Origin of the sequence: Providencia sp. PROV223, from assembly GCF_028479245.1 — a bacterium.
Taxonomy (GTDB): domain Bacteria; phylum Pseudomonadota; class Gammaproteobacteria; order Enterobacterales; family Enterobacteriaceae; genus Providencia; species Providencia rettgeri.
In genome coordinates, this window is record NZ_JAMPNG010000001.1 from 392816 (window position 1) to 413865 (window position 21050).

24 protein-coding genes are annotated in these 21050 nt (G+C 40.6%); 8 read left to right on the plus strand and 16 right to left on the minus strand.

Annotation, left to right across the window (positions count from 1 at the left end):
• Window positions 1–2 precede the first annotated feature (2 nt).
• The 5 genes from PR767_RS01920 to PR767_RS01940 all read right to left on the minus strand — a co-directional run bounded on the left by PR767_RS01920 (window position 3) and on the right by PR767_RS01940 (window position 3362).
• Window positions 3–206 carry a tail protein X gene (locus PR767_RS01920; protein ID WP_272519809.1) on the minus strand — a complete coding sequence of 68 codons (204 nt, stop codon included), beginning with the start codon at window positions 204–206 and terminating at the stop codon, window positions 3–5.
• A complete protein-coding gene (locus PR767_RS01925) occupies window positions 203–679 on the minus strand; it encodes a head completion/stabilization protein (RefSeq protein ID WP_272519810.1) in 477 nt (158 codons plus the stop codon). Before PR767_RS01925 ends, PR767_RS01920 begins: the two co-directional genes overlap by 4 nt.
• Before the next feature lie 88 nt (window positions 680–767).
• Window positions 768–1424 carry a phage terminase small subunit gene (gene gpM, locus PR767_RS01930; RefSeq protein WP_244061646.1) on the minus strand — a complete coding sequence of 219 codons (657 nt, stop codon included), beginning with the start codon at window positions 1422–1424 and terminating at the stop codon, window positions 768–770.
• 3 nt (window positions 1425–1427) lie between these two features.
• Entirely contained in the window at window positions 1428–2522 is a 1095-nt protein-coding gene (locus PR767_RS01935) for a phage major capsid protein, P2 family (RefSeq protein WP_272519811.1), read from the minus strand.
• Between the two features lie 12 nt (window positions 2523–2534).
• A complete protein-coding gene (locus PR767_RS01940; RefSeq protein WP_210843159.1) occupies window positions 2535–3362 on the minus strand; it encodes a GPO family capsid scaffolding protein in 828 nt (275 codons plus the stop codon).
• Between the two features lie 175 nt (window positions 3363–3537).
• On the opposite strand from PR767_RS01940, the gene PR767_RS01945 reads away from it, so the two are divergent.
• From PR767_RS01945 to PR767_RS01955, 3 genes are all read left to right on the plus strand, one after another.
• Window positions 3538–5295: a terminase ATPase subunit family protein gene (locus PR767_RS01945; protein ID WP_272519812.1), complete on the plus strand. Its 1758-nt coding sequence runs from the start codon at window positions 3538–3540 to the stop codon at window positions 5293–5295.
• A complete protein-coding gene (locus PR767_RS01950; protein ID WP_272519813.1) occupies window positions 5295–6332 on the plus strand; it encodes a phage portal protein in 1038 nt (345 codons plus the stop codon). The genes PR767_RS01945 and PR767_RS01950 overlap by 1 nt, the downstream gene beginning before the upstream one ends.
• Window positions 6333–6852: 520 nt before the next feature.
• On the plus strand, window positions 6853–7890 hold the full coding sequence (locus tag PR767_RS01955) for a hypothetical protein (protein WP_272519814.1): 1038 nt from the start codon (window positions 6853–6855) through the stop codon (window positions 7888–7890).
• A 96-nt stretch (window positions 7891–7986) separates the two neighbouring features.
• Here the strand turns inward: PR767_RS01955 and PR767_RS01960 are convergent, their stop codons facing one another.
• From PR767_RS01960 to PR767_RS02000, 9 genes are all read right to left on the minus strand, one after another.
• Complete coding sequence (locus PR767_RS01960; protein WP_272519815.1) at window positions 7987–10530, minus strand: DEAD/DEAH box helicase family protein; 2544 nt, start codon at window positions 10528–10530, stop codon at window positions 7987–7989.
• A 440-nt stretch (window positions 10531–10970) separates the two neighbouring features.
• A complete protein-coding gene (locus PR767_RS01965) occupies window positions 10971–13115 on the minus strand; it encodes a replication endonuclease (RefSeq protein WP_272519816.1) in 2145 nt (714 codons plus the stop codon).
• Window positions 13108–13431 carry a DUF5405 family protein gene (locus PR767_RS01970; RefSeq protein WP_272519817.1) on the minus strand — a complete coding sequence of 108 codons (324 nt, stop codon included), beginning with the start codon at window positions 13429–13431 and terminating at the stop codon, window positions 13108–13110. Before PR767_RS01970 ends, PR767_RS01965 begins: the two co-directional genes overlap by 8 nt.
• Entirely contained in the window at window positions 13431–14249 is an 819-nt protein-coding gene (locus PR767_RS01975; protein ID WP_272519818.1) for a DNA adenine methylase, read from the minus strand. The genes PR767_RS01970 and PR767_RS01975 overlap by 1 nt, the downstream gene beginning before the upstream one ends.
• A gap of 1 nt (window position 14250) precedes the next feature.
• Window positions 14251–14472, minus strand: a complete 222-nt coding sequence (locus PR767_RS01980; protein ID WP_129467185.1) for a TraR/DksA family transcriptional regulator — start codon at window positions 14470–14472, stop codon at window positions 14251–14253.
• Window positions 14465–14725, minus strand: a complete 261-nt coding sequence (locus PR767_RS01985) for a DUF2732 family protein (protein WP_230085561.1) — start codon at window positions 14723–14725, stop codon at window positions 14465–14467. Before PR767_RS01985 ends, PR767_RS01980 begins: the two co-directional genes overlap by 8 nt.
• A 68-nt stretch (window positions 14726–14793) precedes the next feature.
• Window positions 14794–15225 (minus strand): DUF5347 family protein, encoded by a 432-nt coding sequence (locus PR767_RS01990; RefSeq protein ID WP_117161983.1) that lies wholly within the window; start codon window positions 15223–15225, stop codon window positions 14794–14796.
• A 138-nt stretch (window positions 15226–15363) separates the two neighbouring features.
• Window positions 15364–15501, minus strand: coding sequence for a hypothetical protein (locus PR767_RS21200; RefSeq protein ID WP_324255897.1), 138 nt, complete (start codon window positions 15499–15501; stop codon window positions 15364–15366).
• Window positions 15502–15590: 89 nt separating this feature from the next.
• Window positions 15591–15941, minus strand: coding sequence for a hypothetical protein (locus PR767_RS02000; protein ID WP_036962129.1), 351 nt, complete (start codon window positions 15939–15941; stop codon window positions 15591–15593).
• Between the two features lie 127 nt (window positions 15942–16068).
• Between PR767_RS02000 and PR767_RS02005 the strand changes: the two genes are divergently transcribed.
• From PR767_RS02005 to PR767_RS02025, 5 genes are all read left to right on the plus strand, one after another.
• The gene (locus PR767_RS02005; protein ID WP_272517349.1) at window positions 16069–16332 is read left to right on the plus strand and encodes a helix-turn-helix domain-containing protein; all 264 of its coding nucleotides are present in this window, start codon (window positions 16069–16071) and stop codon (window positions 16330–16332) included.
• A gap of 28 nt (window positions 16333–16360) precedes the next feature.
• Complete coding sequence (locus PR767_RS02010) at window positions 16361–16666, plus strand: helix-turn-helix domain-containing protein (RefSeq protein ID WP_272519819.1); 306 nt, start codon at window positions 16361–16363, stop codon at window positions 16664–16666.
• The gene (locus tag PR767_RS02015; protein WP_272517351.1) at window positions 16650–16937 is read left to right on the plus strand and encodes a helix-turn-helix domain-containing protein; all 288 of its coding nucleotides are present in this window, start codon (window positions 16650–16652) and stop codon (window positions 16935–16937) included. The genes PR767_RS02010 and PR767_RS02015 overlap by 17 nt, the downstream gene beginning before the upstream one ends.
• On the plus strand, window positions 16934–17146 hold the full coding sequence (locus PR767_RS02020) for a hypothetical protein (protein ID WP_187710828.1): 213 nt from the start codon (window positions 16934–16936) through the stop codon (window positions 17144–17146). Before PR767_RS02015 ends, PR767_RS02020 begins: the two co-directional genes overlap by 4 nt.
• A 93-nt stretch (window positions 17147–17239) precedes the next feature.
• The gene (locus PR767_RS02025) at window positions 17240–18253 is read left to right on the plus strand and encodes a phage integrase (protein ID WP_272519820.1); all 1014 of its coding nucleotides are present in this window, start codon (window positions 17240–17242) and stop codon (window positions 18251–18253) included.
• A 103-nt stretch (window positions 18254–18356) separates the two neighbouring features.
• Here PR767_RS02025 and ihfA read toward each other — a convergent pair whose 3' ends face one another.
• Both ihfA and pheT read right to left on the minus strand, forming a co-directional pair.
• Window positions 18357–18653 (minus strand): integration host factor subunit alpha, encoded by a 297-nt coding sequence (ihfA, locus tag PR767_RS02030; RefSeq protein WP_004263721.1) that lies wholly within the window; start codon window positions 18651–18653, stop codon window positions 18357–18359.
• A 4-nt stretch (window positions 18654–18657) separates the two neighbouring features.
• Window positions 18658–21045 (minus strand): phenylalanine--tRNA ligase subunit beta, encoded by a 2388-nt coding sequence (pheT, locus tag PR767_RS02035; RefSeq protein ID WP_109911247.1) that lies wholly within the window; start codon window positions 21043–21045, stop codon window positions 18658–18660.
• Window positions 21046–21050: the final 5 nt, after the last annotated feature.

Here is a 21050-nt window from a genome sequence, read left to right on the forward strand (position 1 = left end):
TATCAATCCCATAGCTGTATAAGTGGCTGTACCGGCTCTTCGGTAATTTCAGGTAACTCAATCAATAGCCCCGCAGGTAGCACCGCGCCATGTTCGGCAAGATTGGGATTCGCTAACAAAACAGCCTCGGTCATGCCTGTCGTTCGGCCGTAAAATCGCCAACATATCGCGTCTACGGTGTCACCTTTTATCGCTCTGGTTTTCATATCAATTCAACAATATTGTGTGTCGTTCCTTTGATGCGCTGAATTGCCCAGATAGCATCACGCTGTAAATCATCAATGTTCGTCTCTAAGGCATCAGCTTTTTTATTACCGTTGGGGGTTGTATCAATATCGCGGTAACGTTCGATTAAGTTTGCTTTTGCCGCGCTGAATACGGCACGGCGATAAAGGATCACTAATTCCGATATGTCAATCTCCCCATGCGTGATTTTGCTGGCCGGAACCGCGCCTAACGTTGTATAGCCCAAGTGGATTTCTTGCTGTTGAAAGCAGGATAATTCACGGTTGGTTTCGATGATGGCGTTTTTTAAGGCTTCAATTAATCGACTTTGGGTGATCGTACCGTCAACTCGCATTGATTCCCGAAATGCACGGGTATTAATCGCCGGCCAAAAATCACCACTGGTGATCGTTTCGTCTTTTTCGTTAGCGGGTTCGGGGGAAACAAAATCCATAAGGCCACCTTAAAAATAGGTAGGCGGTGGGCGAGAGTTCGAAAAATAAATGTCTTATCTCGCGCCGCCTTGCGCGTTGGCACGTTCTTTATTCATCAGCCCTGTTTTTTGCTGACAAAAACTTTTCAATATTCTTAATGTCCTGCTTAACCCCACTGCGCTCATTGAGCTCAAGGGCACGCATTAATTCACATAAAGCCGGTTGCGGAAAATCATTATCGCGCAAGCTGTAACCGAGCCATTTATGTAGCTCGGCGCGGACTTTATCGGGCATATCTTCATGTTCAATTAATGCCATGGTGCGCTGCAAGATATCCAATGGAATGGGATTTTTAGCGGTATAGGCTTCTTTGGCTCTATCCCCCATTTCTTCGGCAATAGCACAACCGGTTGTGCGGGATTGGCCTGATGGCATGGCGAGCTTGTGTTTTAATGCATACTCCGCAATGTCTAGCCCTTGCGCGTACAAACCCGCGTCAAAACTCCACAACATCAGGTACATCAAAACATCATCTTGAACGCCTGAATTGCCTTTTAATGTTTCAGTGATCCACGTTTCGTATAGCGGTAAGGCTTTACGTTTGTACGCGGCTTTGCGTTCAAATGATTGGGTTTTACCTAAATCCCGCATGTGTTGGCGCAACATCAATTTGACTTGTGTTGCTGCCGAGGGGTCAGCAAGAACGCCATAGGCGCTGACGTTCTTGGCTTCAACCTGCATGCGTTTTCGTTCCCACGGATTCACAGCTTATTCTCCGCTTGGTGCGTCTTTTACTTCGTCCGGCTCAGTAGGCTCCGCCGGTTTTCCAGACGTCAGCTCAATATTTTCAATCAACGCCACACAGTCGTAATCTTCAACAATGTAATCTTCATTCACTGATTCGTAGTTTTCGATACGATCACGTTTGGCATTGTCCACCACCTGACGGCGGCGTGATTCGATTTGCCAGTAGATAGATAAATTATCTAACCGTGTGATAAGCATTCCATTTTTCGGGAAATAGGGAACACGTACCGCCGGCAACCCACCGAGGCGTTTTTGGCTGATAATCACATCCGCAGCTAACGCCTCGGTATTGGCTTGATCACGATTAACGATAGGGAAATATTTATCGGCTAAAAGTGAGCGGCCACAGATAACGACTAAATCAGTATCATCGGCATATACTTCGGAAATGGCGTGGTCAACGGCTTGCATAACCAGTGCATCAAGGTTTTCATACTCTTCACCTTTACCCACTTTGATAGGCTCAGGGGTAATTTGGTTGGTGTCTTTATCGGTTGAAGAACCTAAAACATGTTCAGGGGCTTCAAGGCGAATTTTATGTAACCAACCGACATTCACGTCTTGCAGGAGTTTATTGACTTTGCGGTTTGAGGTTGCAGCACGATGTGTCCCGTTAAAGCCAATCATAATGCGGTCAAGGGCTTGACGCTGAATAATGGCATCGCGGATACGGCGCTGGAAATCTTCAAACATTGCCCACATGTCCAGTTTTTCGTAACGGATAGCGGTATCGAAATTCGTTTGACGGCAGTGATAGCCTTGTTTGGCCAATTGAGTTGGGTCAGTCGGTTCGCGGTCTTGTTTGGTGGTGTCCGTCGTGCCGGCAACCGTTGAGCCAATGCCGAGGCCGATTTTTTCGCCCACTTGGTCTTTGACAGGCACAATATTAATTTTGGTCAGAAAGACGGCGCTTAACTGAATTTTGCTTTCCAGTTTTTGGGCTGCCGAAGGCTCAATTTCCACTTTTGAATCTGTGAATTCGTGTGGCTGAACACCGTAAATCTCACCTAGACGGGTCATGTAACCATTAAATTTAACTTTTGTTTCTTTTCTCATTGTTTTTCCCGTTTAGCAATCAGTCAGGTTTTCAGTGTTGGTTGTGTTGCCACCAAAAGACGTGGGGCGGTGTTGCTGATTATCTTGCTGGCTCAAGTCTTTTTTGAGTTGGTCCAGCTCACTGCGCAGGGTTTCATTTTCTTTCTTGATACCCGATAACGCTTTGACTTGTGTTTCAAGCCGAGTCAGCTTTTGTGCAGTTTCGGTTTGCTCTTCCGCGCAAAGCTCTACCGCTTGGTGAATGTCATTGAGTTCAACATCATTGCGCTGACGTTCGCGACTGAATTTCGCCATGATGCGATCTTTCAAGCTGGGTTTTTCTGGTTTGTTTTCTTCTTCGGTAAATTCAATCACCGTTTCTTCCGCCGCCGTAAAGACGTTATCTTTATCTTGCTTGCGTTCAGAGAAAGTCGCGGTTTTATCTGCACCCGCGCTAAATTCCAACATGCTCGTGCCAAGGCTGGCAGGGTTATCCGTGACAGCTAAGCCCACCAAATAGGCCGAATTCATATCGGAAAAATTAGGATTAATTTCAACGGAGGTATAAACCTTTTGACGCTTACGATTCATCTCAATTAATGAATCTGTTGGTGATAAAATCCCGTATAGAGCAAGCTTACCTTTCAGAGCACCTTCACTGATTTCTTCTGTATAAACAGATTCCACATCCCCAAAGCGCGGCATCCACTCATAATTTAGATGCTCCATGTTGATCCGAGCACCATAAACGGATGGGTCGTAATTTTTGGCAATATCAGTGAGCCATTGGCGCTGCACTTTACGTCCATCGGTTGTGGCTCCCTCAACACAAAGGCGCACAGGTTTAGATTTTTTTGTCATTGCTCAGGCTCCGGCAATTAAATTTCATACGTAGATAAATTTCATGCGTAAATAAAAAAATAATGAGCCTATGTTTTCAGGGATGAGGGCTAAGAAACAATGCTTTGCCATTGTGTGGAGAATGACACAATGGCAGCTCGGGGCGATTGGTCGTGTGAGCCAGTAATCTGGCGACATGAAAACATTACACGATTTTGACCCAAGAAAACGCGCCATGCACATGTACTTTAGTGGGTATCGCATCGCGCGTATTGCCGAGGCTCTCAAGGAAAAGGCCGCGACAATTCACAGTTGGAAACGCCGCGATAAGTGGGATGAAATCACCCCCATTGATCGCGTGGAAATGACGCTGGAGATGCGACTTTGTACGCTATTGAGTAAAGAAAATAAAGAGGGGAAAGACTTTAAAGAAATCGACTTGCTTTATCGCCAAGTAGAGCGGCATGCTAAAATTCACAAGTACAAAAATGGCGGTAATGAAGTTGATTTAAACCCGAAACTGGCCAATCGCAATAAAGGTGAACGCCGCGCCCCTGAGAAGAATTTATTTAGCGAAGAGCAGATTGAAAAGCTAGAAGAAATTTTCCGTGAAAATATGTTTGCGTACCAAAAGGTTTGGTACGGCGCAGGCCATCAACACCGCATTCGTAATATCTTAAAATCACGCCAAATCGGGGCGACTTACTTTTTCGCTCGTGAGGCTTTTATGGATGCGCTCATTACAGGGCGTAACCAGATTTTTTTATCGGCCAGTAAAGCGCAGGCGCACGTATTCAAAGGCTACATTATTGATATGGCGCGTGAGGTCGATGTGGATTTAAAAGGCGACCCGATCGTGTTGCCTAATGGCGCGACACTATATTTTCTTGGCACCAATGCCCGCACCGCACAGAGCTATCACGGCAATTTGTACCTTGATGAATATTTCTGGATACCCAAATTTCAAGAGTTACGCAAAGTCGCCTCCGGTATGGCGATGCACAAAAAATGGCGTCAAACCTACTTTTCAACCCCATCGGCCTTGACCCACAGCGCGTATCCGTTTTGGTCTGGAAAACTCTTTAATCGTGGTCGTCGCAAGGCCGATCACGTTGAGGTCGATATCAGCCACCAAGCGTTAGTGAATGGCATGATGTGCGGTGATGGCCAGTGGCGGCAAATTGTCACTATCGAAGATGCGATGCGGGGTGGGTGTAATTTATTCGATATCGACCAGCTCTATTTGGAATACAGCCCTGATGAATTCGAAAACTTGCTGATGTGTGAGTTTGTCGATGATATTGCATCCATCTTTAATTTGCAGTTAATGCAAAAATGCATGGTGGACAGTTGGGAAATATGGGATGACGTTCAGCCGTTAATGATACGCCCATACGCCTATCACCCTGTTTGGATTGGTTATGACCCCGCGAAAGGTACTCAAAACGGAGATAGTGCGGGTTGCGTGGTGATTGCGCCGCCGCTACACAAAGGTGGTAAGTTTCGCATACTTGAGCATCATCAATGGCGTGGCATGGATTTTCGCGCGCAATCGGACGCGATAAAAGAACTCACCGAGCGTTACAACGTGCAATACATCGGGATTGATTCCACAGGTATTGGTCACGGAGTCCTACAAAACGTGCGGGAATTCTTCCCTGCCGCAAAAGAATTTGTCTATAACCCTGCATTAAAAAATGCCCTAGTCCTTAAGGCCTATGACGTGATTAGCCATGACCGCCTTGAATATGACGCGGGAAGCAATGATATCACCCAATCTTTTATGGCCATTCGCCGTGCGACCACTGCCAGCGGCAACCGCCCAACCTATGAAGCAGACCGCAGCGAAGAGGCCAGCCATGCTGACTTAGCGTGGGCAACCATGCACGCCCTTTATAACGAGCCAATCACTGGTGAAAATCACAATCAACACAATATTGTCGAGGTATTTTAATGAGCCGTAGAAATAAAAAACGCCAGCCACAAACACTGGCACAAGCCGCAGACCATGCCCCCGCAGAGGCATTTACCTTTGGCAGTCCAATACCTGTGCTAGACAAGCGTGAGATTTTTGATTACCTCGAATGCGTGCAAATTGATAATTACTATGAGCCGCCAATTAGTTTTAACGGCCTTGCGCGCACGTTCCGTGCAGCCCCACACCATAGCAGCGCAATTTATGTAAAACGTAATATTCTCACCAGCACATTTATACCCAATAAATATTTAAGTCGTCAGACGTTTGATAGCTGGGCATTAGATTTTTTACTGTTTGGTAATGGGTATCTTGAAGAACGAAATAACCGTCTGGGGCAGTCGCTGAATTTTAAACATTCGCCGGCAAAGTTTACCCGCCGTGGTATTGACTTAGAAACTTACTGGTTTGTGCAATATGGGTATGATATCAAACCGTATGAATTTCAAACGGGCAAAGTGTTTCACTTAATTGAGCCTGATATTAACCAAGAGTTATACGGCCTGCCTGAATATCTTGCGGCAATCCCATCGGTACTACTGAATGAGGCGGCAACACTATTTCGCCGCAAGTATTATCTCAATGGTTCGCACGCGGGTTATATCTTGTATATCAGTGATGCAGCACAGAAAACCGATGATGTGGATAAAATTCGTGAAGCCCTGAAAAGCAGCAAGGGGCTGGGTAATTTCCGCAATTTATTTTTGTATGCACCAGGGGGGAAGAAAGACGGCATCCAAACAATTCCACTCTCTGAAGCGGCGGCGAAAGATGAATTTCTCAATATCAAGAATGTGAGCCGTGACGATATGTTAGCGGCACACCGTGTGCCACCACAAATCATGGGGATCATTCCTGAAAATGTGGGCGGCTTTGGTGATGTTGAGAAAGCGGCAAAAGTATTTGTGCGCAATGAGTTGATGCCGCTACAAAGTAAGATGATGCAGCTTAATGATTGGTTTGGTGGGGAGATTATGAAGTTTAATAAATACTCACTGGATTTAGACGATGAATAATATCACTCGTTAATTCAATGATACCGCCCACTGAGGCGGTATTTTTTTACCTGTAGGTAGGTGATCCCGATGCCCTAAATAATAATAGAACCCCACTGTATTATACCAAACCTATCTCACCAAGACGAATTCGCCAGAAATCACGCCCATCAAATAGCGGTTTAAACGCACCATACGGCACCACAACGCACGTAAAAATAATTGCTATCTAGTTATAGAAAATTGAATTTAACGCCGTGACGGCTCGGAGATTTTGCGGACGGATAATTAACAATAAACACCTCGCCGCGCAATCGTAGTCCCGCCACGCCTGCCCACTAAATAGGTCGGTTTTCATGCAGGTGCAAGAAATCGTCAGGACCGCACCAGTGGAGGTGCTTCGCGGGGGTAACGATCCTTTTTTGTTCATGCGGATTTGGGCGGAAAATTGCAAAGTTTTATTACATTATATAGATATATGAAGCACACACTTTTCTGTAGTCTAATAAAATAAATTAATTGAATCTCATGTGGGGGAATTATGAGTATCTTTGCCAGTGAAACAAAAAATCAACATTACGTATCTCAAGTAGAGCAACGTGCAAATGCTAGCAACAAAAATGCTAGTAATAAAAATCAAGAAATATTTAAATACACAAGAGTAGACGGAGGTCAATTTGATGAAGGAAAGTGCGTAAAAATATCAACTAATCAAAGTGATTTTGATTTATTCACATTAGCAAAAAAAGACAGCCAAAGAAAAAATCTTGAAAATCTAATGGGTAACCTAGAAAGTGATTATCTAACAATAGTAGATAAAATAGAAAAGTCTTGTGAAAATCACAAAAATGGTAACGAGCTTTTTTTTACAGAGATAGAAGATATAAAAAAAATTTTAGAGTTAAAGTTTTTAACTCGATTTAGAAACCCATACCTAATAAAAAAAACGTTACGTTTAATTTCTTTTACCACCAATTTTATATTAGATGATGACCGTCATCTTGAAGCACTTATCGCTTTGCATAAGGCTGAAAACAATATTGATTTTTTGAGTAAAAAATACGGTGTAACAAAGGATGAATATATATCTTGGTTGAATACTCTAGTCGGGTTATTGCTACCGATAAAAGGAGGAAGCCTTCTCTCAGGAATGGTTAATGAGTTTTTTGAAGCGTCAGAGTTCGGAAAAAAAGTTTTCATTTATTACTATCACACTGACTGTGTTTTACTTCCTGACTGCGGAACATTAGACATTGAAGAAAGTGACATGATTACCTATGGATTTAATTTAACATCTAAAATTTTTATACTACTCGCTATGCCTATATGTAAAGATATTGGCCTTTTTAAAGTAAAGAAAAGGTCTGAACCTGAAATGAAACAGCTAATCAATGACTTAAAAGCTGAATGTCCTGACATAACAGACGAAGATATACAGTGTTATTTAGAGGTTGAGAAGCAATTTAATGCTAAGACAAGCATCACTTATCTAGGAAATAATATTCAAATGCTTGATGCTTTCAATTTAGGCGTTAAAAGGATTTCGAAACAATATTATTTTTCATCAAAGATAAGTTAATATTGATAGGCTCGCCTATCAATTTATCATTTTGGACGCTTACATATTAGTTTTTTATAAGCGTCCTTGTAGTTGTTTCTATTTATTTTTAATAAATTAACTAATTAATTGGGTTTTCTCAAAATAGTTATTGACTAATTCATTTGCATCTAAACTATGTTGCTGTATTGATTTATGAATGAACTCATCAGATAAGCTTCTAAGATCACAGTTTTTAAAACTTAAAACAAAATCCCTTGTATTGAATACTAATTTTTTTAATCCTCTTTCTCTGAGAATCACAACAGATTCATTGAAGCCAGTATTTGATTTGATTTTCTTTGTCGGTATGATCATTGAGTATATAACTTTTGCGCCAGGGTAAAAACGTTTAAACCAAGCTATATTATTATTAAATTGTCCTGTTTCTTCTTTCAATATTTCAGCACGAGTTAGTTTAACCTCGCTTTTACATTCAATAAATAGGTATTCACCATTTTTAATTGCCCAGAGATTGTCAGGTCCTGACTTCCAGTTAGCATCTGGCCGCTCAGTGTTAAATCCGATAAGTTTTCCTAATTCATCAATAGCGCTTTCAAATCTTTCTGCTCTTACTCCAAAAACTAGGCGTGAAAAAACATCGTCCATATAAACCAAAAAGTCATCAAAATCGTCATATTGGCCAATAAAATTCCTGATATTAACTATCCGTTCATGAGCCTTGAGATCGATTTTAGTAAATTGGTATCCTTCGGGTGGTAAAAATAACCGTTTGTTAATTTGATGGGCGTTTATTTGCATTGCCATTCCCTCAACTCGATTTAAAGAATATAAATATCGAGACATTTCTTGTAGGTACCATCCTCTTTCTTCCTTGGAAAGATTATCTGAACTACTATCAAGTAGTTGTTGAATAGCGGCGACGGCTTTATCATGTTGTCCTTCTGAGTGATAGCATTCCGCTCTACGTTCAAGAATTAGCATTTCATCACTATTTAATACAGATTTATTTTCTGTTAGATCGATTGAATCCATACTATCAGTATAGAATTGTTTCCACGTTTCATCACGTGTTAAGCTTTGAGATATTATAGAATTTATCATTTGAAAATAAGTTTCAGAGTCATCTTTATCTTCCCTTGCGTATTTTGCTAATTCTAAACCAAGATCAATCTGTTTTCGAGTTTGAGGTGAAAGATATGAGCGAGAACCTTTGTATCTGATTTGTTTAATTAAATCATTCCCCAGAAGTAAAATAACACAGTAGTCTTTTTCACCTCTTACGGCACGCCCAAGCCCTTGTTCGATTGTTTGTGCTGTTTTTATTTGAGAAAATGTGCTATTTGGCATGCAGCCTTCAATGTATTTTTCAGTTATCGTTTCTGTGATTGGTAATGAGTCAATAACTAAAACACGGCACATATTATCGGGGAGGTCAATTCCATCATACTTAGAGGCCATAACCACTGGTTTGGGGAATTGGCCTTGTTTTAATTTATCTATTTCAGCAGAAAGATTTTTTGTATCTACTTTTATTGCGCCGAGACTTTCCCAGATTTTTGTATGCCACCCGCTGGGCGTAATGGCAACGACACCATAACTAGTATTTTTCCATTTACCAACCCAATTTACAATGGCTTCTCTTGTTAGGCTACCATCGATTAAAGACGGTATTAGTACCATTTTTTCACCTGACCATTTTTTTTCAAAGGTCAATGGATTTTCTATTATTTTTTTTGTTAGGCCTAGATCACGGATAAAAAATGAATCATTCGAAATAGTGGCAGACATAAAAACACGATGTGATGCATTAAAGAAAGCACCAAACATTTCGATTGGTAAAAGCCTAGGCGATATTTCAATACAAGCACCAGAAAAAACAGCAACACATTGTTTCAAATTATCTTTTAAAAGCTCCCAAACAAACCAAACAGATTGATCTTTACTTTTATTATATTTAGATAGAATTTGAATTATTTCGTCTTGCTTTCCTTCCCAAGCCCAATAAGGAATAGCAAGAATTGCGCTTTTAGATTCATTACAAATATCTGAATAAGTACCTGCACCTTGTTTTTTTAAATCATCGCCAAATAGATGAAGTAATTCGTTGTAACATTCGGAAGAGCGTGGGATAACAAATTTACTTCCAGTTTTTATCACTTCAATACAGCTATGGGCATCATCGAGTAGGATGTTGTCAACTTCAACTGAGCTTTTCCCTATACCAAAGTTTGAACTACGGCCATTAAAAACCATTTGAGCATGGGTGATCAATATTTTTTCACCATTAATAAAATCTTCAGGTAATCCATTTTGCGTAATAGTGCAATATGGAATACCAAATTCTTCGGCCTGCAAACGAACTTGCTCTGCAAGGTATATATTAGGACAAATATATAAACTAGAACCTTTTTTTTGGTTTATTTTAGATTGCAATATTAACAATCCAATTAAAGTTTTTCCTTCACCTGTAGGTAATTTAATTATTACATCTTTCTGATCTTTATAGTTAACATACCAATCGTTTAGAACGCTGGTCTGAACTGGAGCTCTTAATGGCCCCTTATTAGCATGTCTATCTAATGTTTCATAGATCTCATGTGGATGAGTTTTTTTTTCCACTGTTTTATTTGGCGTTCTCTTTCCAAAATTAATAGCCATAGTTTTCCTTTTTTGAATACTCCAAGTTTATACTAATAATATAATAAGGCGTAAAGGATACTATGTAACATTAATAATGTTTATTCAGCCTTGCAGATCACATTTTGTATTTTGCAATATCACTATTTATTGAACAAGACCATGATTTACGTGTATATGCTATTTTTACTACTTACGTAAAACAAATTACTTTGCTTTATTATATTCACAGCACTTTGTTTATGATTTTACTAATCACTTCTCTCTGCGCCTCCAACTCCTGCCTTTGGAACTCTTTCCCGTCGTCATTTAAGCCCAATCTCAACCTATCCCCATCAAGTTTTATAAAATCCAGCCTATCACTTACGCCTAAACCATTAGTAAACATAGTTTCAATCTGTGGAATATCGAAATGAATGCCGACTTCTTTAGCAAAAGCGATAATTACTGACTGAATTTCCTTATCCTCCCTCACTTAATTCAATGTTTGAAACTTGCCTCTGTTGATTTCCCTGTGATATTTCGCTTTCTGCCACGTTCTGTGCATCTGTTTCCACAAATGCAAAACCGTATTCCTTAATGTTGCATACTTCACCTGAGCCGTGCTCAGGCTCGTAAAATTGCACATCTGATAGATTGGATGTAATCCGCGATCTACAGTTATTGACAGGACTCCGAGTCGCTCCGCTGTCGCTCTTTAAAAGATTAAAATCAACGTCAACGGCACTTTTCTTGACGATTTGGTACTTTCTTTCACGGGTTTTAAGTACTGGTGCATCGGCTTTGAGTTGATGATAAATACCAACAACTTTTTGAACCTCTTCGCCGTAAACATTCACGTCACTAACTTCTCGGGCAACTCGTATTGTTTCTTCTCTTCGGCGAATACATGGACCACCTTGTGACATGATGTATTCATCAAATTTGCCTTGGTCGGCAGCAGCTCTAACACGTTCCGCAACATCCCCAAGTTTGTCAGCAATGGAAACACCACGAGGTAAGCGGCGGCATTCACGGTATGCGCCTTTAGATGGGAGCTTATAAAATTGAAATTGCGGAATACGCCATGTTGACGCCCACGCAGTAACCGCTGCCGCCATGCTTTTTAGGTCTTTGCCGGTTTCATGGTCTATCTCACCATCAAGGGCATACCCATCGATATTTTTAGCGATATATTTAGCGATGTAACCCACGGCACCGCCGCGGTTCATGTGCTTATACTCAAACCGGTATTTTTGTGCGCCAGCTTCGTTACCATCCTCTTTCAGGGCACGTTTACGCATAATATCAATGGCTTTTGCTCGGCTGGCCTTATCAACAAAAAGCAGCATATGCCAGTGTGGGGTGCCGTCATGATGCGGCTCGACAACACGAACACCATAAATATTGATATTGTTATCATTAAAAGCAGAACGAATGCGTGACCACACTTTGACTAAATATCGCTGTCCGTCTTTTGGTGTGTAGGCTTCATCTTTCCATTTATGGTTTAGTACGGCGTAATAATCATCTTTTCCGGTTTCTATATTTTTCTCTTTACGTTGCTTCGTCGGGTGGTACTTTGACGGGCACGTCAAAGTGATAAACATCCCGATATCACCGCGTTCTTTTGCCACGCGCTCAATCCCTGCCATTTGCGCCATTAATTCCATGCGGCGAATTTCAGGGTTTGACACACTGGCCATCACTTTATCGAACAGATCAAAACGCTCACCTGTTTCAACATCTTGAATATCCATACCCTGTAAATATTGCATGTTGGATAAACGCTGTGCTTGAACCGCGCGGATGGCTTGTTTGCTGGCGTATGGGTGGCGATTAATGCACACATCCATATTGGCAATCATGATTGCCTCAATCCATTGCGTTCTATGGGCTTTTAGCTTTCGGTGCCAGTAATCTGCATTTACAAGGCGAGAAATAGCTGCGATCACTTGGTGCGTGGTTAGGTTTTGCTTCCCTTTGCGGCGCTTTCGATTTTTTAAAACTTTGAGATAACTTTGATGATAAAGCGGCGTGACATGTAAATTTAGAGATAATTCAGCCAATGCCCCGTAAATTTGAGTTTGTGCTGAATCTTCATAGATAATTTCACGATCACCGCCGTTTTGCTCGGTTAGCTGGTCGCAATAGGCTTCATATAGAGTGAAAAAACCATTAGAAATGTGCTCTGCTAGTTTTTTGATTGGTTTGTCATAAAGGTCAAACAACCGGTTAAATTGACTGATTTCAGGTGTAAAGCGAGTTGAAAGTGTCAATAGTGCTTTCGTTTTTAATTCATATCGTGAATTAACCGCGGTGATACGAGGAAATATCCGCTTATAAAAATCAGAGCGTAAAAATTCATAAGCTTTATAGTGGCCTGACTCTTTAATGATGTATTCATAATGCTTTTGAATACGATAACGTAAAATACGCGGTAAAGTTTCAATTTCATCTAAAATCGCTTGCGCATGAATTTGTTGTTCATGGGTAAGGGATTTCTCAAGTGCGTCAATATCAGCTTTGTAGTAATTATTTTTTTCTGGCTTATTCCACGGATACGGAAAAGTCATATCCGCGGTATAAGTTAACGGTTGCTGCGTAAAATCCAATACCTTAGACATTTAGCGCACCACCCAAGGTTTCAGGTCGTAATGCGTTGATGGCCGTTTCACAACGGCGTGAAATGATATCAACTGTTTGGCGGTAAACATCTAATGATTTGATGCCTTTACCTTTAACGCGGCTAACATGATAAGAAGTTAATTCAATCGCCAGCATCCACGGATTAGAATGGCAACAAACCAACTCATAGCAACGAGCCATTTTATTGATTTGCAATAGTCGCCATTGAACCGCATTTGAATCTTCATCAACATGGCGCTGAATAGCAAAGGCTGTCCCGCTGATGTATACGCCGTCTTTAGGATCGAGAATCATTAATTAACCCCCGCTAAAACAGCAATAATTTCTTTAGCCGGCGTTCGCTTTCCATTACCAGCAATGGTGCGCGGTGCTTCTATCTCGTGAATAGTAAAACCGAGGTCAGCGTAAAGCGCCTTTGCTTCTGGTGAATTAGAAACGGTGATTGGATTACCTTGGATATCATTAATATCTTTTAGAGTAATTGCTAATACTTCGTGGTCTGCATCAGTAAAGCCGGCGGTATGATATTGCGTGAAGCTATCACGCCCGCCCATATAGGGTGGATCACAATAAACACCATCACTGAAATCAACTAATGAAAGGGTATCTTGCCATTCAAGATTTAAAATTTTAGTTTTGGTGAGGTAAGCCTTATCACAAAAACTATCAATTTCATTTTTAGGAAAGTACGGTGCTTTGTATTGTCCAAAGGGGACGTTGAACTTGCCTTGTTGGTTATAACGGCACAACCCGTTGAAGCAATGCCTGTTTAAGTATAGAAATAAACTTGCTTGTCTTAGCCGTGATAATGCTTGTTTACTATCATTAAACTCTGATCTAGCAAGATAATAATCAGCGCTATTATTCCTTTTAAAAAGTGGTAAAGCCTCTATTAACATACTCTCAGGTAAGATAGTAAGAGTTTCATATAAGTTAATTAAATCAGGGTTAGCATCAGCAATTAAATACTGCTCATAGTCTGTATTCATCATCACAGCACATGAACCAGCAAACGGCTCAATTAACCGTTTTGCTTTAGGTAAATGAGGGCGTAATTGGTCCATAATTCGAACTTTAGAACCGGCCCATTTAAGTATGGTTTTATTCGCCACTTCACACGCTCCGATAATGTTTACTTTTAAGCTCAAAAATCGTTTGGCAGTCAATACAACGAATACAGCCCTGTGATGCGATGCGGCGTTCTTCTGGAATCGGTTTGCCACAATCTTCACATTCGAAAGCGGAAACACTGACTAGGCGATTAGTAATGGTTTTGATTTGTTGCTCACGTATGAGCATTTCGTGCTCGCTAGCGCGGTCAATTTCTTTAGACATGATCTAACTCCGCAGCCAGATTTGAGTAATGCTCAGACTCACCAACTAATAACTGGTGAATTTGTTCATCGCTTAATTTTTCGTTAATTAACTTGCACGCGATAGCATCAAGACGAGATGAAAATTTGTCATACATGGTTTTGCGTTCATCTTCGCGAATTGCTGTAATACTGATAGCGACAGCGGAGTAATCGCGCTTACCGGTTGCAGTATCAACACCTATCAAAATTGGCTTTATCTCTTTATTTTTCATTATCCAACCCTCAGATTTAGAATGTAGGAATCCCTGACGCGCTAACGTCATTAATTTGTTTATTTACCTTAAATAGGCATGGCGATATGTTTAGGTAATAGCGCCGCGAGTGCTTTAATTTGATTTATTGCTGAAATAATGGATTGTTGTTCCTCTTTATTAAATTCATCGAAACCTAAATGATGTTGATTGTTTTTTATTTCTGCTAAATAAAAAATCATATTTAGCATCCGTACATCACTTAACCTCAAATACTCAATAAATCCGGCTAGCTCTCTATTATCTGGATTTTCCTTATCAGAATGGAATACTGATGTTCTTAACTTTGCGGCTTGATTTAGTCCATTGACTCGGCTTTCAAAGGTTACCCCTTGGTTCTGATAAAGCTTGATATTTGCTTGGTGCGCGATGATATCGGCCGGCCTTGCATCTTGCTTTACGTTACCTAGTAACTGGATTAACTGTTTAGTTTTCACTAATACAGCCGCTGAATTACTCATTGTTTTTATCTAATAGCAACTGAGAACAAGTACAAGAAAAATAAAATACCACCGACTAATAATATTTTGTCCATCAAAGATAATTGACGTTTTTTATTGCTTTTAAATTTATTAACGGATGAACCGGTTAATTTATGTTTATGCTGTTGCAAATGTAATTGGGTCATTTTTTTCACCATATAAACGATCAATATATTTAGTCGCTTGAGCCATGGAATCAAATAACCCGTAAGAATCATCATTTCGTTGGACATGATAGCGGGTTACGGGATTCATCGTTTTAGCCGGTAGCTTAACTATTAGAAAGTTACGATATTTAAAGCTATGGGTTGATATTTGCTCTATGCAGGCTCTCATGTTTTCACCTAGCCCTTTAAAGCGTTCTCTACAGATTTTAAATTGTCAGGAACGACATCTAAATCTTCCATAAGCTTTTTAGCTCGCTTAAACCAGCTATCTTTCCAGCCCATTCGCTCTGCTGCAGGAAGCTTACGAGCGACTTCCCAACACATTTCTAAATACTCGTTATACATAATCATTAAACGCATATCACTGAAACCCTCTCCGTGAATTTGGCGCTCTGTACGGATAGGTAAACGACGGCGATCCATTAACTTTCTAACACTGCTTTCTGACTTGCCAGTTCGGCGACAAAATTCATCAGCGGTGATCGGGTCCGGGATTTTGAACAACAGTTCTAACAATTTCTCGTTCATGTGATAATCTCTCCTATTGGGGTATTTCTGCACCGAATTACCCCTTGATTGGTCATTTGAACTTAAATTACATCATTTGTTTGGAGAAAGCAACATGTGTTTGACAATAGGTGAGAAGCTAGTTCTCATGCGAGAAAGTGAAATGATTGGTAGTCGTGCTAAGGCTGCTGAATTACTTGATATACCAAGGAATGCTTTATGGCGTTATGAATCAGATGAAGCGATCCCTAAAGGCGATGTGATTATGAAAATTCTATCGCACCCCATTTATGAGAAATATGCTTTGTGGTTTACCACAGGGAAAACAGCACCTGAATATGGACAAATTCAGCCTGTTTTATTAGAACAATATATACAGAATAAAATTAAAAATGAGGGAAATTTAGCTTAGCTATATTCAGAGATAGTAAGGATATGAAATGAAATTAACAGTAGGAGAAAAACTTTTACTTTTACGTGAAAGTGAGAGGCTATTAAGTAGGCCGGTAGTTGCTGAAATGATCGGCATTCCTACTAATGCATTGTGGAGGTATGAAACCGGCAAAACTATTCCAGATATCGAGACCGTAACAAAAATATTAAATCATCCTAAATTTGAAAAGTATGTTCTTTGGTTTATTACGGGTAAGACAGCCTCAGAGTCAGGACAAATAGCACCTGCTTTATATAACCCTAGAAACTACGAACAAATTGAAGGGAAAGCAGCCCATGATATCGATTGGTGAAAAACTAAAGCTCATAAGAGAAAGTGAAAGGCTAACTAGCTTACCGGAAACGGCTAAAATGCTTGGTATAAGCCGTGATGCTTTATGGCGATATGAATCTGGTAGGACAGTGCCGAATGGTGACGTTCTAACAAATATTATTACTCACCCAATATATGAAAAATACACACTCTGGTTCTTTACCGGAAAAGTTGCGTCCGAATCAGGACAAATAGCACCTGCACTTTATGACCCTAAAAATTATGAAACAGACGAGGAAAAACAAGCATGACCTTAAATGAGAAGCTTAACGAAATGCTACATGTAGAAAAGATTAAAATGGCCGTTCCGCAAAATATCAACTGGCTTTCTGTCGAACGTATTTTGAAACACCGAAAATTAGAAAAGTATAGCTTATGGATTACGACCGGAAAGATACTTCCTGAAGCTGGTCAAATTTCACCGGCTATCGCGCACAGTGGGCATACTCTAATAATTTAGTTGTTTATACGTACAAAAATTGGTTGGAAATATACCAATATTATATTTGTAATGAAAATCTAGAATTACCTCGTTTAACCGGAGGGCGCAACAATGACTATTAAGGCGCTTGAAGGTGGACGTTACAAAGTGGATATCAGACCGCAGGGCAGATCAGGAAAGAGAGTTCAGCGGATATTTAAAAAGAAAGCCGATGCGATTGCTTATGAAAGAAGCGTCATGCTGACGGCTAATAGTGAAGAGTGGAACAGCGAAGCAAGAGACTACAGATCATTAAATGATATATGTGATATTTGGTGGAATTTTATTGGTCGCAACCTAAAGTATTCAAAAAAATACAAGGCTATTTTAACAAGAATAACTAAGGATATGGGTAATCCTGCTGTATACCAGATTACACCTAAGTTATTAGCTAGGTACTGCTCTGATAGATTACAAAGTGGCGTGAAGGCATCAACTATCAATAGAGAGTTTAATTTGCTAATGAGCATTTTTACTTCATTGGCCGAAATTGGCGAGTGCTCTAAAAGTAACCCGATTAAGTCTCTTGGTAAGTTGAAAGAAGAAAAACCAGAAATGGCCTATTTGACAAAAAGTGATATTGAAAAATTACTTAATGTCATGACTGATGATTATTTACGCATAACTATTTTATGTCTAAGTACGGGGGCAAGATGGGGAGAAGCCATTAGTTTAAAGGCTGAAAACTTATTACATGGACGAGTTACATTTATGAAAACGAAAAATGGTAGACATAGAACTGTTCCCATTTCTGATGATGTAATGAGAACTGTAAAAGTAAAAGATTCTGGATTACTTTTCGATGTTAATTACGTCACGTACAGATCAATACTGAAAGAAGTTAAACCAGATTTGCCGCATGGTCAGGCAGTGCATGTTTTACGGCATTCTTTTGCAGCTCACTTTATGATGAACGGTGGCAATATTCTCACTCTTCAAAAAATCATGGGTCATGCGAGTATTCAGCAAACAATGACATACGCACACTTTGCCCCTGACTATTTAAATGAGGCCATTTCATGCAACCCTTTAAGGGGAGGCATCCACATTCCATCCACCGATATGGGGTGCAATGATGCGAATTAACTTATCACAACATTCGTAACTTATTGAAAAATATTGCTAGCCCCGATGTTCTGGGGCTGGCAATGACCGCCTAGGCGGTCTTTTTCTATATCAAACGATATAATTACTCTTTCGGTGTTGCTTTTTCTACACGGCTTTTTAATTTTTGGCCTGGGCGGAAAGTAACAACACGGCGTGCAGTAATTGGAATATCTTCCCCAGTTTTTGGGTTACGTCCGGGACGTTGATTTTTATCACGTAAATCAAAGTTACCGAATCCAGATAATTTTACTTGCTCACCATTTTCTAAGGAAAGGCGAACCTCTTCAAAGAAAGTTTCGACAAGGTCTTTAGCATCACGTTTGCTAACACCCAGTTTTTCAAACAAATTTTCTGACATTTCAGCTTTAGTAAGCGCCATAGGTTTAGTCCCTCAAGGAGGCTTGGAATCGCTGTTTTAACGCAGCAATACACAGATCAACGGTAGCAGTGATCTCTTCTTCTTCCATGGTACGTTGGGTATCTTGGAAGACAAGACTGATAGCAAGGCTCTTGTAGCCATCTGCTATTCCTTCACCACAGTACACATCAAATAAGTTTATGCCAACTATATGATTTATGCCAACTTTTTTACACTCTGCTAAAACTTCAGCAGCGGCCACATCTTCTGGCACGACTACAGCGATGTCACGGCGGTTCGATGGATAGCGCGAAATCGCCTTAGCTTCAGGGATGACACGTTGTGCTATCGCATCACTACGAACCTCAAACACCACCGTACGACCATTTAAATCGAGTTTGCGTTCTAATTCTGGGTGGACCACACCAATAAAGCCAATGTGTTCATTTTCCAGATAAATCCCAGCACTTTGACCTGGATGCAATGCAGGGTGTGCCTCAGATTTAAATGTAATTTGATTTAGTTTCCCAGTCAATTCAAAAACAGCTTCAAGATCACCTTTTAAGTCAAAGAAGTCAACAACTTGTTTATCTAATGACCAATGTTCTTCAAATCTATTGCCTGTGATGACCCCTGCAAGCATTGGTTCCTGACGGATTCCATATTCTGCTTGATTATCAGGAATAAAGCGCAGACCTGTCTCAAATAAACGAATTCTATTTTGTTGACGATTCTGATTATAGACAACCGTTCCTAATAAACCAGTCAACAGCGATAAACGCATCGCTGACATATCGACAGAAATCGGGTTAGGTAAAATCAATGCGTCTTGTTGTGGGTGCAGTAAAGCTTGAACTTTAGGATCAACAAAACTATATGTAATTGCTTCTTGATAACCACGGTCAACTAACATCGCTTTAATACGTTTTAAAGGTAAGTTAGCTTCTTTATGATTAGTCATGACCAGGTCGGCACGCAGTGGCACATCAGGAATACTGTTATAGCCATAAACACGCGCGACTTCTTCCACTAAATCTTCTTCGATTTGCATATCGAAGCGCCAACTTGGAGCAACAACATCCCATGTGTTAGCCGAAACCGTGACTTTACATCCTAAACGCGTCAAAATATCAGTGACTAACTCATCTTCAATAAAGTAGCCGATCAAACGGTCTAATTTATTGCGAGTCAGCTTAATATTGGCTGCTTTCGGTAAATGCTGTTCACTGGTGACATCAATGATTTCACCCACTTCCCCACCGCAAATATCCACAATCAGTGAGGTTGCACGTTCAATCGCTTTAAACTGCAACTGTGGGTCAACACCGCGTTCAAAACGGTGTGAAGCATCGGTATGTAAACCGTAGTTACGTGCGCGGCCTGTAATCGATAATGGGTCAAAAAACGCACACTCTAATAAAATATTTTTGGTTTCGTTATTAACGCCTGAGTGCTCACCACCAAAAATACCCGCGATCCCGAGTGCTTTAGACTCATCAGCGATTACTAAGGTGTCTGATTTCAATGTTGCTTCGCTACCGTCAAGAAGAACCAGTTTCTCACCATCTTTAGCCATACGAGCAACAATAGCACCGTCTAAACGGTCTAGATCGTAGGCGTGTTGAGGTTGGCCCAATTCCAATAAAACGTAGTTGGTAATATCCACAACAGCGTCAATAGAACGGACTCCACCACGACGTAGCTTTTCTTTCATCCACATTGGTGTCGGTGCTGAAACATCAATATCTTTGATCACTCGCCCTAAAAAACGTGGGCACGCATTTGGCGCTTCGACTCGAATTGGGAATGTATCTTTTGTTGTCGCAGATACAGCATTAATAACTGGTTCATTTAACGCTAATTTATTAATAACTGCGACATCACGTGCAACCCCAAGAATACTTAAGCAATCTGCACGGTTAGGTGTAATGCTGATTTCAATCGCATTATCATCAAGTTTTAGATATTCACGAATATCGGTACCGATAGTGGCATCCTGCGGCAATTCAATAATTCCGCTATGATCATCGGAAATACCCAGCTCAGAATAAGAACACAGCATACCTTCAGAAGGCTCGCCACGTAATTTTGCGGCTTTAATTTTAAAATCACCGGGTAATACTGCACCCACGGTAGCAACAGCAACTTTCAGACCTTGACGGCAGTTTGGTGCACCACAGACGATATCTAATAAACGCTCACCACCCACGTTAACTTTTGTGACACGCAGTTTGTCTGCATTGGGGTGTTGACCACACTCAACCACCTCACCAACAACAACACCGTGAAATTGGCCAGCAACCGCATCTACACCGTCAACTTCCAAACCTGCCATCGTGATTTGTTCTGATAATGCTTCACTACTGATCGCCGGGTTTACCCATTCGCGTAACCATAGTTCACTGAATTTCATGAGAT

Coding starts and splice junctions, on each gene's coding strand:
- PR767_RS01920 (WP_272519809.1), bottom strand. CDS start 206: ATGAAAACCAGAGCGATAAAAGGTGACACCGTAGACGCGATATGTTGG.
- PR767_RS01925 (WP_272519810.1), bottom strand. CDS start 679: ATGGATTTTGTTTCCCCCGAACCCGCTAACGAAAAAGACGAAACGATC.
- PR767_RS01935 (WP_272519811.1), bottom strand. CDS start 2,522: ATGAGAAAAGAAACAAAAGTTAAATTTAATGGTTACATGACCCGTCTA.
- PR767_RS01940 (WP_210843159.1), bottom strand. CDS start 3,362: ATGACAAAAAAATCTAAACCTGTGCGCCTTTGTGTTGAGGGAGCCACA.
- PR767_RS01945 (WP_272519812.1), top strand. CDS start 3,538: ATGAAAACATTACACGATTTTGACCCAAGAAAACGCGCCATGCACATG.
- PR767_RS01950 (WP_272519813.1), top strand. CDS start 5,295: ATGAGCCGTAGAAATAAAAAACGCCAGCCACAAACACTGGCACAAGCC.
- PR767_RS01955 (WP_272519814.1), top strand. CDS start 6,853: ATGAGTATCTTTGCCAGTGAAACAAAAAATCAACATTACGTATCTCAA.
- PR767_RS01960 (WP_272519815.1), bottom strand. CDS start 10,530: ATGGCTATTAATTTTGGAAAGAGAACGCCAAATAAAACAGTGGAAAAA.
- PR767_RS01965 (WP_272519816.1), bottom strand. CDS start 13,115: ATGTCTAAGGTATTGGATTTTACGCAGCAACCGTTAACTTATACCGCG.
- PR767_RS01970 (WP_272519817.1), bottom strand. CDS start 13,431: ATGATTCTCGATCCTAAAGACGGCGTATACATCAGCGGGACAGCCTTT.
- PR767_RS01980 (WP_129467185.1), bottom strand. CDS start 14,472: ATGTCTAAAGAAATTGACCGCGCTAGCGAGCACGAAATGCTCATACGT.
- PR767_RS01985 (WP_230085561.1), bottom strand. CDS start 14,725: ATGAAAAATAAAGAGATAAAGCCAATTTTGATAGGTGTTGATACTGCA.
- PR767_RS01990 (WP_117161983.1), bottom strand. CDS start 15,225: ATGAGTAATTCAGCGGCTGTATTAGTGAAAACTAAACAGTTAATCCAG.
- PR767_RS21200 (WP_324255897.1), bottom strand. CDS start 15,501: ATGAATCCCGTAACCCGCTATCATGTCCAACGAAATGATGATTCTTAC.
- PR767_RS02000 (WP_036962129.1), bottom strand. CDS start 15,941: ATGAACGAGAAATTGTTAGAACTGTTGTTCAAAATCCCGGACCCGATC.
- PR767_RS02005 (WP_272517349.1), top strand. CDS start 16,069: ATGCGAGAAAGTGAAATGATTGGTAGTCGTGCTAAGGCTGCTGAATTA.
- PR767_RS02010 (WP_272519819.1), top strand. CDS start 16,361: ATGAAATTAACAGTAGGAGAAAAACTTTTACTTTTACGTGAAAGTGAG.
- PR767_RS02015 (WP_272517351.1), top strand. CDS start 16,650: ATGATATCGATTGGTGAAAAACTAAAGCTCATAAGAGAAAGTGAAAGG.
- PR767_RS02020 (WP_187710828.1), top strand. CDS start 16,934: ATGACCTTAAATGAGAAGCTTAACGAAATGCTACATGTAGAAAAGATT.
- PR767_RS02025 (WP_272519820.1), top strand. CDS start 17,240: ATGACTATTAAGGCGCTTGAAGGTGGACGTTACAAAGTGGATATCAGA.
- ihfA (WP_004263721.1), bottom strand. CDS start 18,653: ATGGCGCTTACTAAAGCTGAAATGTCAGAAAATTTGTTTGAAAAACTG.
- pheT (WP_109911247.1), bottom strand. CDS start 21,045: ATGAAATTCAGTGAACTATGGTTACGCGAATGGGTAAACCCGGCGATC.